Origin of the sequence: Streptomyces sp. NPDC058464, assembly GCF_042721035.1 — a bacterium.
GTDB lineage: Bacteria > Actinomycetota > Actinomycetes > Streptomycetales > Streptomycetaceae > Streptomyces.
The window spans coordinates 48,492-63,683 of record NZ_JBHXMA010000057.1 but is presented as its reverse complement, the minus strand read 5'-3'; the positions used below and the strand labels follow the sequence as shown (position 1 = coordinate 63,683).

At 71.2% G+C, this 15,192-nt stretch carries 12 protein-coding genes; 5 read left to right on the top strand and 7 right to left on the bottom strand.

Annotation, left to right across the window (positions count from 1 at the left end):
* From ACFWPQ_RS45830 to glgB, 3 genes are all read left to right on the top strand, one after another.
* On the top strand, positions 1-321 hold a 321-nt coding region (locus ACFWPQ_RS45830), incomplete at its 5' end, for an alpha-glucosidase C-terminal domain-containing protein (protein ID WP_384049357.1).
* A gap of 223 nt (positions 322-544) precedes the next feature.
* Positions 545-1,924 carry a maltokinase gene (locus ACFWPQ_RS45825; protein ID WP_384049354.1) on the top strand — a complete coding sequence of 460 codons (1,380 nt, stop codon included), beginning with the start codon at positions 545-547 and terminating at the stop codon, positions 1,922-1,924.
* 18 nt (positions 1,925-1,942) lie between these two features.
* Positions 1,943-4,144 (top strand): 1,4-alpha-glucan branching enzyme, encoded by a 2,202-nt coding sequence (glgB, locus tag ACFWPQ_RS45820; protein ID WP_384049351.1) that lies wholly within the window; start codon positions 1,943-1,945, stop codon positions 4,142-4,144.
* On the opposite strand, the gene ACFWPQ_RS45815 is transcribed toward glgB, so the two are convergent.
* From ACFWPQ_RS45815 to ACFWPQ_RS45795, 5 genes are all read right to left on the bottom strand, one after another.
* Positions 4,119-6,359: a HelD family protein gene (locus tag ACFWPQ_RS45815; protein ID WP_384049348.1), complete on the bottom strand. Its 2,241-nt coding sequence runs from the start codon at positions 6,357-6,359 to the stop codon at positions 4,119-4,121. The genes glgB and ACFWPQ_RS45815 overlap by 26 nt on opposite strands.
* Before the next feature lie 179 nt (positions 6,360-6,538).
* Positions 6,539-6,898, bottom strand: a complete 360-nt coding sequence (locus ACFWPQ_RS45810) for a thioredoxin family protein (protein WP_384049345.1) — start codon at positions 6,896-6,898, stop codon at positions 6,539-6,541.
* Positions 6,895-7,323, bottom strand: coding sequence for a MerR family transcriptional regulator (locus ACFWPQ_RS45805; RefSeq protein ID WP_384049342.1), 429 nt, complete (start codon positions 7,321-7,323; stop codon positions 6,895-6,897). Before ACFWPQ_RS45805 ends, ACFWPQ_RS45810 begins: the two co-directional genes overlap by 4 nt.
* Before the next feature lie 29 nt (positions 7,324-7,352).
* Positions 7,353-8,126: a DUF2127 domain-containing protein gene (locus tag ACFWPQ_RS45800; RefSeq protein ID WP_384049339.1), complete on the bottom strand. Its 774-nt coding sequence runs from the start codon at positions 8,124-8,126 to the stop codon at positions 7,353-7,355.
* Between the two features lie 231 nt (positions 8,127-8,357).
* Positions 8,358-9,767 carry a cation:dicarboxylate symporter family transporter gene (locus tag ACFWPQ_RS45795; RefSeq protein ID WP_361290466.1) on the bottom strand — a complete coding sequence of 470 codons (1,410 nt, stop codon included), beginning with the start codon at positions 9,765-9,767 and terminating at the stop codon, positions 8,358-8,360.
* 121 nt (positions 9,768-9,888) lie between these two features.
* On the opposite strand from ACFWPQ_RS45795, the gene ACFWPQ_RS45790 reads away from it, so the two are divergent.
* On the top strand, positions 9,889-11,514 hold the full coding sequence (locus ACFWPQ_RS45790) for an ATP-binding protein (protein WP_384049336.1): 1,626 nt from the start codon (positions 9,889-9,891) through the stop codon (positions 11,512-11,514).
* On the top strand, positions 11,511-12,191 hold the full coding sequence (locus ACFWPQ_RS45785; protein ID WP_383713556.1) for a response regulator: 681 nt from the start codon (positions 11,511-11,513) through the stop codon (positions 12,189-12,191). The genes ACFWPQ_RS45790 and ACFWPQ_RS45785 overlap by 4 nt, the downstream gene beginning before the upstream one ends.
* Here ACFWPQ_RS45785 and ACFWPQ_RS45780 read toward each other — a convergent pair.
* Both ACFWPQ_RS45780 and ACFWPQ_RS45775 read right to left on the bottom strand, forming a co-directional pair.
* Complete coding sequence (locus tag ACFWPQ_RS45780; protein WP_384049333.1) at positions 12,079-14,496, bottom strand: ATP-binding protein; 2,418 nt, start codon at positions 14,494-14,496, stop codon at positions 12,079-12,081. The two genes, ACFWPQ_RS45785 and ACFWPQ_RS45780, sit on opposite strands and share 113 nt — an antisense overlap.
* Before the next feature lie 53 nt (positions 14,497-14,549).
* Positions 14,550-15,110 (bottom strand): hypothetical protein, encoded by a 561-nt coding sequence (locus ACFWPQ_RS45775; RefSeq protein ID WP_384049330.1) that lies wholly within the window; start codon positions 15,108-15,110, stop codon positions 14,550-14,552.
* Positions 15,111-15,192 lie beyond the last annotated feature (82 nt).

Sequence of the window (15,192 nt, the reverse complement as noted above, 5' to 3'; positions counted from 1 at the left end):
CTGCTCCACTGGACCCGCCGCATGATCGAGATCCGCAAGCAGAATCCTGCCTTCGGACTGGGGTCCTACACCGAACTGCAGTCCTCCAACCCGGCGGTGATCGCGTTCCTGCGGGAGTACGAGGACGATCTCGTCCTCTGCGTGCACAACTTCTCCCGGTTCGCGCAGCCGACGGAGCTGGACCTCAGGCGCTTCAACGGCCGGCATCCGGTGGAGCTGTTCGGCGGGGTGCGCTTCCCGGCGATCGGCGAGCTGCCGTACCTGCTGACCCTGGCGGGACACGGCTTCTACTGGTTCCGGCTGCGCGCGGAGCCGGCCTAGCCGGCTACGGACCCGTGCCCCGTAGGGGCGCGGGGCGGTATCGGACATGCGGCTGCCGCCGCGTGGGCGCGACCAGCCCCCACCGGCCCGCGGTCGAAAATCAGCGCACCCTGCGGAGCGCGAAAGCACAGTCCACCCCGGGCGGCGCCGGTTGGTTTCCTCCGGCCCGCCCGGGGCACGCATCACTAACGCCCCCGACCACCCGGGGAAAGGACGTACCGCCATGGCGGAAACGGTCAGCCCCTCCACTCCCGCTCTCCTCGCCTCGCTCGACCCCCTGCTGCGCGAGTGGCTGCCCCGGCAGCGCTGGTTCGCCGGCAAGGGCAGCCCGGTCACGGGCTTCTCCCCGGTGGCCGAGACCGAACTCCTGCCGTCGGACGGCCGGCTGGGCCTGCACCACCTGCTGGTCCGCGCCCACCAGCCGCCCGCCCCCGCCGAGGCCGGCGACTGCTACCAGCTCCTCATAGGCGTGCGCGAGGCGCTGCCGCCCCGGCTGGCGCCCGCGCTGATCGGACACCTGGCCGACGGCCCGCTGGCCGGGCACACGGTCTACGACGCCCTGTACGACCCGCGGCCCGCCGAGGTGCTGCTGGAGGCCCTGCGCTCCCGGGCCCGCATCGGCGGGCTGCGCTTCGAACGCGACCCGGGCCGGGAGATACGCGACGGGCTGGTGGCCCGGCTGATGACCGCCGAGCAGTCCAACTCCTCGGTCGTCTACGGAGATACGTTCATCCTGAAGCTGTTGCGCCGGGTCGTGCCCGGTGTCAACCCCGACCTGGAGATACCGCTGGCCCTGGCCCGCGAGGGCTGCGCCCGGGTACCCGCCCCGACCGCCTGGCTCCGGGCGGAGCTGGCCGACGGCCCCGCCGAGCCGTACGTCCTGGCCGTCCTCCAGCCCTTCGTGCGCGGCGCAACGGACGGCTGGGAGCTGGCGCTGCGCGAGCTGGCCAAGGGCGAGGACTTCGCGGCCGAGGCGCGGGCGCTGGGGCGGGCGACCGCCGAGGTGCACACGGCGCTGGCCCGGGCGCTGCCGACCGTCACCCTCGGGCACCCTCAGCTGGAGCCGATGGTCGAGGGCATGACCGAGCGGCTGGCGGCGGCCGTGCAGGCGGTACCGGCGCTGCGGCCGTACGAGGACGGGCTGCGGTCCGCCTACACCGCGCTGGCCGACCTGGCCTCGGAGGGCCGCACCTGGACCGCCCAGCGCGTCCACGGCGACCTGCACCTGGGGCAGTGCCTGCGGGCACCGTCCGGGGAGTGGTCGCTGATCGACTTCGAGGGCGAGCCGGCCCGTCCGCTGGCCGAGCGCCGGATGCCGCAGCCGCCGGTGCGGGACATCGCCGGGATGCTCCGCTCCTTCGACTACGCGGCCCACTCGGTGACCCCGGCGGCCCCCGGCTGGGCGCGGCGCTGCCGGGCGGCCTACTGTTCCGGATACGCCGAGACCACCGGCGTCGACCCGCGCACCGATCCCGTCCTGCTGCGGGCCTACGAGACCGACAAGGCCGTCTACGAGGTCGTCTACGAGGCCCGGCACCGTCCCGACTGGCTACCCGTCCCGCTGTCGGCCGTACGCCGCCTCGCCACCCCCGACCCGACCTGATCCCCGGGAGACGCGTCCGTGACCTCCAAGAACCCCGTGCCCGTAGCCGCCGGCGACCGTGAGCGGCTGCTGCACGGCACCCACCACGACCCGCACTCGGTGCTGGGCGCGCACCCGGTCCCGGGCGGGACCGCCGTCCGCGCGTTCCGCCCGTACGCCCGCGCAGTGACGGCCGTCGCGGGGAAGGAGGGGAAGGAGGGGCAGGACCTGCGGGCCGAACTGCACGACGACGGCGACGGCTTCTTCTCCGCCCTGCTCCCCGTCTCCGACCTGCCGGACTACCGGCTGGTGGTGGCGTACGAGGGGACGGTCCAGGAGACCGAGGACGCGTACCGCTTCCTGCCCACCCTCGGCGACCTGGACCTGCACCTGATCGGCGAGGGCCGGCACGAGCGGCTGTGGGAGGCGCTCGGCGCGCATCCGACGACCCACCAGGGCGTGCCGGGCACCCGGTTCACGGTGTGGGCGCCGAACGCGCGGGGCGTGCGGCTGGCCGGCGGATTCAACTTCTGGGACGGCACCGGGTACCCGATGCGCTCGCTCGGCTCCTCCGGGATCTGGGAGCTGTTCCTGCCGGGCATCGGCGAGGGCGAGCTGTACAAGTTCGACATCACCCGCCCGGACGGCTCCCGGACGCTGCGGGCGGATCCGATGGCCCGGCGTACCGAGGTGCCGCCGCACACGTCGTCGATCGTGACGGCCTCGCGCCACGAGTGGGACGACGCGGAGTGGATGACGCACCGGGCCGACACCCCCGTCCACGAGGCCCCCTTCTCCGTCTACGAGGTGCACCTGCCGTCCTGGCGCCCCGGCCTGACCTACCGCGAACTGGCCGAGCAACTGCCCGCCTACGTCAGTGACCTGGGCTTCACGCATGTCGAACTGATGCCGGTCGCCGAGCATCCCTTCGGCGGCTCCTGGGGCTACCAGGTCACCGGCTTCTACGCGCCGACCTCCCGGCTCGGCACCCCCGACGACTTCAAGTACCTGGTGGACGCCCTGCACCGGGCGGGCATCGGAGTGCTGATGGACTGGGTGCCGGCGCACTTCCCGCGGGACGACTGGGCGCTTGCCGAGTTCGACGGGCGGCCGCTGTACGAGCACTCGGACCCGCTCCGGGCCGCCCACCCCGACTGGGGCACCCTGGAGTTCGACTTCGGCCGCCGCGAGGTGCGCAACTTCCTGGTGGCGAACGCCGTGTACTGGTGCGAGGAGTTCCACATCGACGGGCTGCGGGTGGACGCGGTCGCCTCGATGCTCTACCTCGACTACTCGCGCGAGCCGGGCCAGTGGACGCCGAACGAGCACGGCGGCCGGGAGAACCTGGACGCGGTGGCGTTCCTGCAGGAGATGAACGCGACGGTCTACCGCCGCGCCCCGGGCGTCGTCACCATCGCCGAGGAGTCGACGGCCTGGGAGGGCGTGACCCGCCCCACCGACAGCGGCGGGCTGGGCTTCGGGCTGAAGTGGAACATGGGCTGGATGCACGACTCGCTGGAGTACATGTCCCACCAGCCGGTGCACCGCAAGTACCACCACCACGAGATGACCTTCTCGATGGTCTACGCGTACAGCGAGAACTACGTCCTGCCCATCTCCCACGACGAGGTCGTGCACGGCAAGCGCTCACTCGTCTCGAAGATGCCCGGCGACTGGTGGCAGCAGCGCGCCAACGACCGCGCCTACCTGGCCTTCATGTGGGCCCACCCCGGCAAGCAGCTCCTCTTCATGGGGCAGGAGTTCGCCCAGGGCGCGGAGTGGTCGGAGGCGCGCGGCCCCGACTGGTGGCTGCTCGACCCGGAGTACGGCGCCGAGGCCGACCACCGGGGCGTACGCGACCTGGTCCGCGACCTCAACACGGTGTACCGCGCGGCCCCGGCCCTCTGGCAGCGGGACACGGCACCCGAGGGTTTCCAGTGGATCGTCGGGGACGCGGCCGAGGACAACGTCTTCGCGTTCCTCCGCCTGGACGCCGAGGGCACACCGCTGCTCTCCGTCTCCAACCTCGCCCCCGTGGTCCGCGAGGACTACCGCCTCGGTGTCCCGGAGGAGATCCCCGCCTGGCACGAGACCCTCAACACGGACGCGGCCCGGTACGGCGGCAGCGGTGTCACCAACCCCGACCCGGTCAAACCGGAGGCGCAGGGCAGCCACGGCCGCCCCGCGAGCATCCGGCTGACGCTGCCCCCGCTGGCTACGGTGTGGCTGCGGCCTGCCTGAGCCCGTCCGGCAGGCCGCCGGTGTGCAGCACGCCGAGCCGCTGGGTGGCCCGGGTCAGCGCCACGTACAGGTCGCTGGTGCCGTACCGGCCCGGTTCCACCACGAGGACCGAGTCGAACTCCAGCCCCTTCGCCTGGCGCGGGTCGAGGAGGACGACGGTCTGCGTCAGGTCGGGTTCGGCGCCGGCCGTGACGCCGTCCAGGCGGGTGGCGAGGGAGCGGTGGAGGTCCCGGGGTGCGATCACGGCCAGCCGGCCTTCGGCGGGGGCGAGTTCGGCGACGGCCTTCTCGACGGCGCCGGGAAGGTCGTCGTACGCCTGCCGGATCCACGGCCGTACGCCCGTCGAGCGGACCGAGCTCGGCGGCTCGAAGTCCGGGTGCTCGGCGCGGACCACGGCCGCCGCGAGGTCCATGATCTCGGACGGCGTGCGGTAGTTGACGGCGAGGCGGGTGTGCTCCCAGCGGTCCTCGACGTACGGCCGGAGGATGTCCGCCCAGGAGCCGACGCCCGCCGCCTCCGCGGTCTGCGCCGGGTCGCCGACCAGGGTCATCGAGCGGGTCGGGCTGCGCCGCATCAGGAGCCGCCACGCCATCGGCGACAGCTCCTGCGCCTCGTCCACGATGATGTGGCCGAACGCCCAGGTGCGGTCGGCCGCCGCGCGCTCGGCCGCGCTGCGGAAGTCCTCCTCCTCCTGGCGCTCGGCGAACCGCTCGGCGTCGATGATGTCGTGCGCGGACAGCACCTCGGAGGAGTCGGGGTCGCTGTCCTCCTTGTCGTCGAACTCATAGGTGCGGGAGGCGTAGGAGACGTCGAGGACGCCCTGGGCGTAGGCGATCTGGGTCTCGCGCTCGCGCTCGGCGCGGGCCCGGGCGACCCGCTCGTCCACGCCGAGGAGCTCCGCCGCCTCGTCGAGGAGGGGCACGTCCGAGACCGTCCAGGTCCGGGTCACCGGGCGGCGGATCGCGGCCGCGTCCTCGTCGCTCACGTAGCCCTCGGGACCGGCGAGGAAGTCGGCGACCAGGCGCTGCGGGGTCACCCGCGGCCACAGCTGGTCGATGGCGGACCAGACCTCGGGGTTCTCGGCGAGTTCGTCGCGGATCTGGGTGATGTCGGAGGCGTCGAGGAGGCTGCTGCCGTCGAAGGGGTCGGTGCCCACGCGCTCGGCGTACAGGTCGGTGAGGGTGTTGAGGATGTGGCCCTCGAAGTGCTCGCGGGCCACGTTGTGCGGGAGCCGGGCGGCGCGGGTGCGTTCGCGGGCCATGTTGACCAGGCCGTCGTCGAGCATCAGCACCTCACGGTCGTGCTCGATCGTGAGGACCGGGTCGGGCAGCGCCTGCCGGTCGCGTACGACGGCGGCCAGCACGTCGGCCATGTCGGCGCGGCCCTTCACGGCGGCCGCCCCGGGGGTGTCGGCCGCGGTCGCCTTCACTCCGGGGAACAGCTCGCCGACGGTCGCCAGCAGCACACCCGTCTCGCCCAGCGAGGGCAGCACCTCGCCGATGTAGCCGAGGAAGGCGGGGTTGGGGCCGACGATCAGCACGGCCCGTTTGGCGAGCAGTTCCCGGTATTCGTAGAGGAGAAATGCGGCGCGGTGCAGCGCGACCGCCGTCTTTCCGGTGCCCGGTCCGCCCTCGACCACCAGGACCCCGCGGTACGGCGCCCGGATGATCTCGTCCTGCTCGGCCTGGATGGTCTGCACGATGTCGTTCATCCGGCCGGTGCGGGCCGAGTCGAGCGCGGCGAGCAGCACCGCGTCACCGGACGGGTCCTCGTGGCCGGTGCGCTCCCGGTCGCCGAGGTCGAGGATCTCGTCGTGCAGGGAGGCGACCCGGCGGCCGTCGGTGGCGATGTGCCGGCGGCGCCGCAGTCCCATCGGGGTGTGGCCGGTGGCCAGGTAGAAGGGGCGGGCGACCTCGGCACGCCAGTCGACGAGGACGGGGGTGCGCTCGGCGTCGTCCAGGCGCAGTCCGATCCGCCCGATGTGGTGCTTCGTACCGGAGGTCAGGTCGATGCGCCCGAAGCACAGCGACCCGTCCACGGCGTTCAGCGCGGCGAGCAGCCCGGAGCGCTCGGCGACCAGGATGTCCCGCTCCAGGCGGGCCTGCATCGGCTTGTCGCCGAGGGCGAGGGCGTCCGCGACCGAGTCCTCGGTGTCGCCGCGCAGGGCGTCCACCCGTGCGTACAGTCCGTCGATGAATTCCTGCTCGTGACGCAATTCATCGTCCGGAAATTCGGTGTTTGACAATTCCACTCCCGCCCGGATATACTGTGCCCACTGAACTTCTTCGTGACTTCATCGGCTTCACCTCGGCCTGAAGTCACGAACTCTTGAATATACGCAAAGGAATCCCCCGGACGCAATTGTCCGGGGGATTCTTCGTATTAACGGTCGGTTCAGCGCAGGACGTCGGGCAGTACGTCGGGCAACGCGTCGGCCAGCTCCTCCAGGAGCCGCCGCTTGGGCCGGGCGCCCACCATCGACCGCACCGGCTCGCCGTCCCGGAACACCATGAACGTCGGCATCGACAGCACCTTGTAGGCGTTGGTCGTCTCCGGATTGGTGTCCACGTCCAGCTGCACCACCTTCAGCCGCTCGCCCTCCTCCGCAGCGAGGGCCGTGAGCACCGGTCCCATCTGCCGGCACGGCGGGCACCAGTCGGCGGTGAACTCCACCAGCACCGGCCGCTCCGCCCCGATCACCTCCGCCGCGAAGTCCGCGTCCGTCACCTCGGCCACACCCGCAGCCTTGATCATTGCCCGGTCCCTCCCAGTTCGCAGGTCGGCTCCGGACCCCCCGGAACCAGCGCCTCGACGGCCAGCGCGTCCCTGGCCCGCTCGGCCCGCTCCAGCTGGGCCCCGACCGTCGCCCGCACGGCCTGCAACTCGCCGATGAGCGAGTCCAGCTCCGCCAGCTTGCGCCGGTAGACCGCGAGCGACGCCGGGCAGGTGTCGCCCTCCGGGTGCCCGGCCCGCAGGCACTCCACGAACGGCCGGGTCTCCTCCAGCTCGAACCCGACGTCCTGCAGCGTCCGGATCTGCGTGAGCAGCCGCAGATCGCTCTCGTCGTACGTCCGGTGCCCGTTCCCGGCCCGCCGCGCGGGCAGCAGCCCGCGCGCCTCGTAGTACCGCAGGGCGCGCGTGGTGGTCCCGGCCCGTGCGGCCAGCTCGCCGATTCGCATGCCTACGACGGTAGGACTTGACGCCGACGTCAAGGCAAGCTCGGCTCGACCCCCGCGGACTCCTCGACCTCGAGGAGCGAGGCGCTGTGCCGCTCCTCGTCGAAGGCCCTGCGCCCGCCCCGCAGCCCGAACAGCCGCTTGGCGAGGGCGATGTAGAGCACGGCGAGGATGTTCAGCGCGAGAGTCGCGATCTTCAGATAGCTGACCTTCTCGGTGAGCTCCCAGATCTCCAGCGGCAGGAAGGCGGCGGTGGCGACCACCGTCAGGTACTCCGCCCACCGCTTGGCGTACCAGAGCCCGACCGCCTCGACGAGTTCGATCAGCGCGTACGCCAGCAGCAGCCCGGCCACCAGCAGCAGCGTGGAGTGCTTGTACCCGAAGGCCCTCTGGATCGACCCGACGACCGGCGAGTGGTCGAGGTCGTAGTGGAAGTGCTTGAAGACCGGCCGGAACGTGTCCAGGTACTCGTTGAAGAGCCTGCGTACCGCGTCCTGGCTGTTGCTGAACTTCCACACCGCGACCGCGACCAGCACGATGAACACCCCGCGCACGGCCCGCTCGATCGCCAGGAAGCGCAGGATGAACAGGTCCCGCAGCACCTTCCCGCGCGGCACCAGCGGGGCGTCCGCGGCCGGCCCCGAGCCGTGCGGCTCGCCGAGCGCGAAGTCCCCGCAGCGCAGGCAGCGCCAGGCGTCCCCGACCGCGGTCTGCGCGTGCAGCCGCACCCGCAGCCGCGGGTCGTCCGGGGCGTAGGTCACATGCCCCTTGCGTGCGCAGTGCCGTCGATCCCAGTCGATCGCCATCCCCCGTGCCTCCAAATGCCGATATGCCGTTCCCGTTGAACAGGAACGGCACGTTAGTGGATACGTCTGACAGGCGTGGCCGAGGGGTCGGCGCACCTGTGGAGAACCGGGCGGCTGGGCAACGGGGGGAGTTCCCAGCCGCCCGGAGAGCGGTGGCCGGAGAGCGGTGGCCGGACGGCCGGCCCGGGTTCAGGCCGAGCCGGACGTCCGGCGGCTTTCGGATGGCGCCGGCTAGGCCTTGGCCAGTTCCTCGCGCTGCTCGGGCAGTTCCGGCGTGCCGGCCGCGCCCTCGTCCAGCAGCGTCGTCTCGTCGAACGGCAGCTCACCGGCGAGCACCTGCTGCATCCGGCCCTTGTCGATGTCCTTGGTCCAGGTGCCGATCAGGACGGTGGCGACGGAGTTGCCCGCGAAGTTCGTCAGGGCGCGGGCCTCGCTCATGAAGCGGTCGATGCCGACGATCAGGCCGACGCCGTCCACCAGCGCGGGCTTGTGCGACTGCAGGCCGCCGGCCAGCGTGGCGAGCCCCGCACCGCTGACGCCGGCCGCGCCCTTCGAGGCCAGCAGCAGGAAGAGCAGCAGCGGGATCTGCTCGCCGACCGACATCGGCGTACCGAGGGCGTCGGCGATGTACAGGGACGCCATGGTCATGTAGATCATGGTGCCGTCGAGGTTGAAGGAGTAGCCGGTCGGGACGGTGATACCGACCACGGCCTTGCTGACACCCAGGTGCTCCATCTTCGCGATGAGCCGCGGCAGCGCGGACTCGGAGGAGGAGGTGGACAGGATCAGCAGGAACTCACGGGCGAGGTACTTGAACAGCGTGAGGATGTTCAGTCCGGCGACGATCCGCAGCAGCGCACCGAGCACGACGAAGACGAACAGCACACAGGTCACGTAGAAACCGAGCATCAGCACGGCGAGACTCTTGAGCGCGTCGAGCCCGGCGGAGCCGACGACGGCGGCGATCGCGCCGAACGCACCGATCGGCGCGGCCCACATGATCATGCCCAGGATGCGGAAGACGAGCCGCTGGATGTGCTCGACACCACGCAGCACCGGCTGGCCGACCGACCCCATGGCCTGCAGCGCGAACCCGGCGAGCAGCGCGATGAGCAGCGTCTGCAGCACCTGGCCCTCGGTGAAGGCGGAGACGAAGGTGGTCGGAATGATCGACAGCACGAAGTCGACCGGGCCGAGCGCCTCGGAGTCGACCTGGCTGTGTCCGGTGGCCTTGAGGGCGTTGGTGAGGTGCAGCCCGTCACCGGGGTGCAGGATGTTGCCGACGACGAGACCGATGCCCAGCGCGACCAGGGACATCACCAGGAAGTAGCCGAGCGCGATACCGCCGACGGCACCGACCTTGGCGGCCTTCCGCACGGACCCGATCCCGAGCACGATCGTGCAGAAGATGATCGGCGAGATCATCATCTTGATGAGGTTGACGAAGCCGGTGCCGAGTGGCTTGAGCTCGACCCCGGCGTCGGGCCAGACGAGCCCCACGACGATGCCGAGCGCCACCGCGGCGATCACGGCGATGTACAGGTAATGAGTGCGGTCCCGCTTGACTGCGGGTGCGGCAGGTGCCGTTTCGGGGGTGCTTGCTGCGGCCACGGCTGCCCTCCTTGACGTCTTCGTCGGCATCACCGGCGTGCGGCTCACGTCCGGGGGTTGTGGGGGATGCCGTGACTATCTCCCGGTCTGTGAGGGCGGTCACGCTTCCGTTCATTTAGTTCACGCTTAACCCGCGGGGCACACTGCTGACATGCGCCTCCCGTCCGTCCCCCGCCCCCGCAGCCTCGCCGGCCAGCTCTTCGCCATGCAGGCCGTGCTGATAGCGGTCGTGGTCGCCGGTTACGCGCTGTTCACATACGTCAGCGACCGCCACCAGGCGGAGGAGGCGGCGACCCGGCAGGCGACGGCGGTGGCCCGGTCGGTCGCCGACTCCCCCTCCGTCCGCGCGGCGATCCACACCACGAACCCTTCTTCGGAGCTCCAGCCCTACGCCCTCCAGGTGATGCGCGCCACGGAGGTCGACTTCATCACGATCATGACCCCGAACGGAATCCGCTGGACCCACCCCGACCAGACCCAGATCGGCAAGCACTACCTCGGCCACATCGGGGCGGCCCAGCAGGGCCACACCTTCAGCGAGACCTACAAGGGCACCCTCGGCGCCTCCGTCCGCACGGTGACGCCGATCATGGACAACGGCCGGGTGATCGGCCTGGTGAGCGCCGGCATCAAGGTGGAGGCGATCAGCCAGCGGGTCCAGGAGCAGGTGACGGCACTGCTGGGGGTCGCGGCGGGCGCCCTGCTGCTGGGCGCGCTCGGCACGTACGTCGTCAACGCCCGCCTGCGCCGCCACACCCATGGCATGAACGCGGCGGAGCTGAGCCACATGCACGACTACCACCAGGCGGCGCTGCACGCGGTGCGCGAGGGCCTGCTGATGCTGGACGGCCAGTACCGGGTGGCGCTCATCAACGACGGGGGGCGGGAACTCCTGGGAGTGGGCGCCGAGGAGGACGTGGTCGGCCGATCGGTGGCCGAACTGGGCCTGCCGGCCCCGCTGACCGGCGCGCTGCTGGCCTCCGAGCCCCGGGTGGACGAGGTACACCTGACGGCGGACCGGGTGCTGGTGGTGAACACGTCCCCCGTGTCGGGCGGAGAGCGCCGAGGAACGGTGGTGACACTGCGAGACGTCACCGAACTCCAGTCCCTGATGGGCGAATTGGACTCGGAACGCGGCTTCACACAGGCGCTGCGCTCCCAGGCCCACGAGGCGGCGAACCGTCTGCACACGGTCGTATCGCTGATCGAGCTCGGCCGGGCATCGGAGGCGGTCGACTTCGCGACGGCGGAGCTGGAGCTGGCGCAGGCCCTGACCGACCAGGTGGTGGCCGCGGTCAGCGAACCGGTCCTCGCCGCCCTGCTGCTGGGCAAGACCGCCCAGGCGAACGAGCGGGGCGTGGAGCTGGTGGTCTCGGACGAGAGCCGGCTGGATGACGGTTTGCTACCGGAGAGCCTGTCGGCGCGCGATCTGGTCACCATCCTCGGCAACCTGATCGACAACGCGGTGGACGCGGCCCAGGGGACGGTACGGGCGCGCGTGACGGTGACCGCCTACGCGGAGGACGCCGAGTTGGTGATGCGGGTGACGGACACGGGTGCGGGGGTCGACCCCGCCCACGCCGAGCTGGTCTTCCAGCGCGGCTTCTCGACGAAGCCGGCGGGACCGGGCGGGCGGGGGCTGGGACTGGCCCTGGTACGGCAGGCGGTCGTACGGCTGGACGGGACCCTGACGGTCACGGAGGCGCCGGAGGGCGGAGCGGTGTTCGAGGTACGGCTGCCGTTGCGGGCGTCGGTGGCGGGGGGCGAGGCGCGATGACCGGCGAACCTATTCGGGTGCTGGTCGTGGAGGACGACCCGGTGGCCGCCGACGCCCACGTCATGTACGTGGGCCGGGTGCCGGGGTTCGTCGCCGTGGGCAAGGCGCACACGGGGGCGGAGGCGCGCCGCATCCTGGACCGTACCCCCGTGGACCTGCTCCTCCTGGACCTGCACCTGCCGGACGTGCACGGCCTGCAGTTCGCCCGCTCGCTGCGGGCGGCGGGGCATCAGGCGGACGTCATAGCGGTGACGTCGGCGCGGGACCTGGCGGTGGTGCGGGAGGGGGTCTCGCTGGGGGTCGTCCAGTACGTCCTGAAGCCGTTCACCTTCGCGACGCTCCGCGACCGGCTGACCCGGTACGCGGAGTTCCGGGCGGCGGCGGGCGAGGCGAGCGGCCAGGACGAGGTGGACCGGGCGCTGGCGGCCCTTCGGGCACCGTCGCCTGCGGCGCTTCCGAAGGGGTTGAGTGCGCCGACGCTGGAGCGGGTGACGCTCGCGCTACGGGAGTCGAAGGAGGGGCTCACCGCGGCTGGGCTGGCGGAGAGCGTGGGGATCTCCCGGATCACGGCTCGGCGGTACCTGGAGCATCTGGTGGAGGCGGGGCGGGCTGGGCGGAGTCCGTTGTATGGGCAGGTGGGGAGGCCGGAGTTGGTTTATCGGTGGGGGAAGCGGTGAGCCTTTCGGCCTGGGCGCGGGCTTGGGTGGCTTCGGTGGGGGCGTTGGCTCGGGTGTAGGCGTCGGCGGCTTGGATGTAGTGGGCGCGGGCGTCGGCCAAGCGGTGGGCGGTCTCGTGGACGACGGCCAGGTTGTACAGGGTCTGGCCAGCCCCGTACCAGTCCTCGAACTCCTCAAAGACGCCCAAGGCCTCGGCATAAGCCTCGATCGCCTCCTCCACCCGACCCGCCTCCCGCAGGGCGACGCCCAGGTTGTTCAACGGGCCGGCCTCGCGGTGACGGTCGTCGGCAGCCCGGAACAAGTCGCGCGCACAGATGTGAGCCTCGACCGCCTCCTCCACCCGACCCGCCACCTGCAGGGCGACGCCCAGGTTGTTCAACGAGCTGGCCTCGCGGTGACGGTCGTCGGCAGCCCGGAACAAGTCGCGCGCACAGATGTGAGCCTCGACCGCCTCCTCCACCCGACCCGCCACCCGCAGGGCGATGCCGAGATGGTCCCATGCCATGGCCTCACGGCGGCGATCGTCCGCAGCCCGGAACAAGTCGCGCGCGTAGATGTGAGCATCAATCGCCTCCTCGACCCGACCCGCCACCCGCAGGGCGATACCGAGATAGTCCCAGGCGACGGCCTCGCGGTCGCGGTCCCCGGCACCGTATGCGGCCTCCCGCGCCGCACCGGCCACGGTGACCCAGTCGTCGAAATACCGCCGCCGGTTCAGATACTCCCCCAGACGCTCAGCCAACCGGACCGCCGCGTCCGCGTACCGATCCTCACGCGCCCACCCCATTGCCGCCACCAGCCCCGCCCGCTCCCCGTCCAACCACGCCAACGCCGCACCCCGGTCCTCGAACCGCTCCGGCTCCACCCTCCCCGGCCGCCAGCGCAACCGGTCAGACGCCGCATACACCCACCGGCAGTAGAACCCCAGCACCCGCTCCCGCGCCGCCTCCCCCTCCTCCCTCAACCCCGCGTCCCCCGCCACCACACTCACCCCATACACCCGCACCAAGTCATGCAACCGCCACCACGCCCGCTCGCTCCCCCGCTCGACGAGGTGCGCACGAGCAAGTGCCCTCAGGTCCCGCAGCGGAGGCGCACCGGTCCCCACCAGCGCGGCAGCAACCTCGTCACTCACCTCAGGGCCAGGCGCGAGGGCGAGCAGGCGCAGCAACCTTGCCTGCTCAGGCGGCAGACGGCGATAGGACAGTTCAAAGGCTGCGCGAACGCTGCGCTCCCCGTCATCGAGATGCACGAGCCGGTCATGCGAAGCCTCCAGCTCGCCGACGAGTTCCGCGACCGGCATACCCGGATCCTCCACCAACAGCGCCGCCGAGATCTGAAGAGCCAGGGGCAAATGTCCACACAGGTCGGCGAGTTGTCCGGTGGCATTGGGATCACTCGACACGCGACTGTCCTCAGGATCGGCAATCCTCAGGGCCAGTTCGAGAAGTCGTCGTGCCTCCCTCAGCGTAAGCTGGTACAACGACACGAGCCTCGCGCCGAGTTGGGGTAGCCGATCGCGTGAAGTCACCAGCACCCGATGCCGACCGTCCCCCGGCAACAACGGCCGCACCTGATCTGGCGACGAAACGTTGTCGGCCAGTACCAGCACCGCCCCCCGCTCCCGCGCCCGTTCGGCGAGCACCGACCGATACAGAGCCGCCCGATCATCGGCCGTATCCGGAAGGTGCTCTGGCGGAACCCCGAGCGCCCGCAACATCGATTGGAGAGCCTGGTCGGCGCTGACTGACTGCTCGTCGTACCCATGCAGGTCGACGAAGAGCACCCCGCCCGGGAACCACCCCTTCCCGCATGCCAGATGCGCGGTCTCGACGGCGAGCGCGGTCTTCCCGATGCCGCCGAGTCCGGATACAGCGGTCGCAAGAACCGCGGCGGAGCCGTCGAGCGCCCGCAGCAACTCAGCCGTCTCCTCCTCCCGCCCGGTGAACCCCGCCGGCCGCGGCGGCAGCGAGGCCAACGCCTCCGGCGCCGCAGCGCCCCCACCCTGAAGGATCACGACCTGAACCCCGACCACCTCACGCAGAAATACCCCGCCACGGAAGTCGGAGTGATCACCCCCGTACCAGGCAGCAGCACTACCCGGCACATGTCGCTCCATGGCAGCCGCAACAGCACCCGCAACCCCCGGATCACCGCCTAGCAGTTCCGCGACACGGTCACCCCAAGCCCGTAACGCCTCCGGCCGCCGCACCGAGCCATCCACCGCCTCGGCCAGCACCCGCCCGGCATCCCCACCCGCACCCTCGGCCAGGGCCGTCAGCAAGGCTGATAAAGCCTCTCTCATGCGCCGTTCCGTCCCCCGATGCCCCCTGACGCGTGAGCATCAACGGTACGGCCTCAGGCCGGGCTCCGCCTCTGTCTCGCCGGCCTCATGTACAGCAGCACCTGCACCCCCAGCCCCGCCACCGCGAGCGCCTCCAGGACCGACAGCCCGACCAGCAAACGACCACGGTCCCCGCCCGCCCAGAACACCACCAACGCAGCCAACGGGACCGCGCAGAACGCCGTCAGGTCGATCACGGCCTGGATCGCCTTGCGGGTCCGCCGCCGGACGTCGGTCCGGTGGTACGCCTCCCAGCCGAAGGTGCTGAAATCCCCGTCTGCGGAGGTCAGTTGCGCCAGCCTCGGCCCCAACTCGTCCCGCACATAGAGCCCGATCGCCGAGATCTTCTCGTCGTTGACCAGGTACGTCCACCCGAGCACGACGCACACCGGCGGCAACGCCAGCAGCATCGACGCCTGCTTGGCCTGCGCCGCCGCGGCAATCACGGCGGCCACCACACCGAGCGTCACGTACAGCAGGTTGTCCCGAAACCCGATCCGCGCCTTCTGCTCGTCCTTGATCGTCTGGTACTCGGCGAGCAGCAACTGCCCGACGGTGACGCCTTGCTCCGGCATACGGCTCTCCCCCACCCGACGGGCCGACTCACACCGGTCGACCATACCCCCTCCGACCTGCCCGTTCTCCACTTCGCTCGTT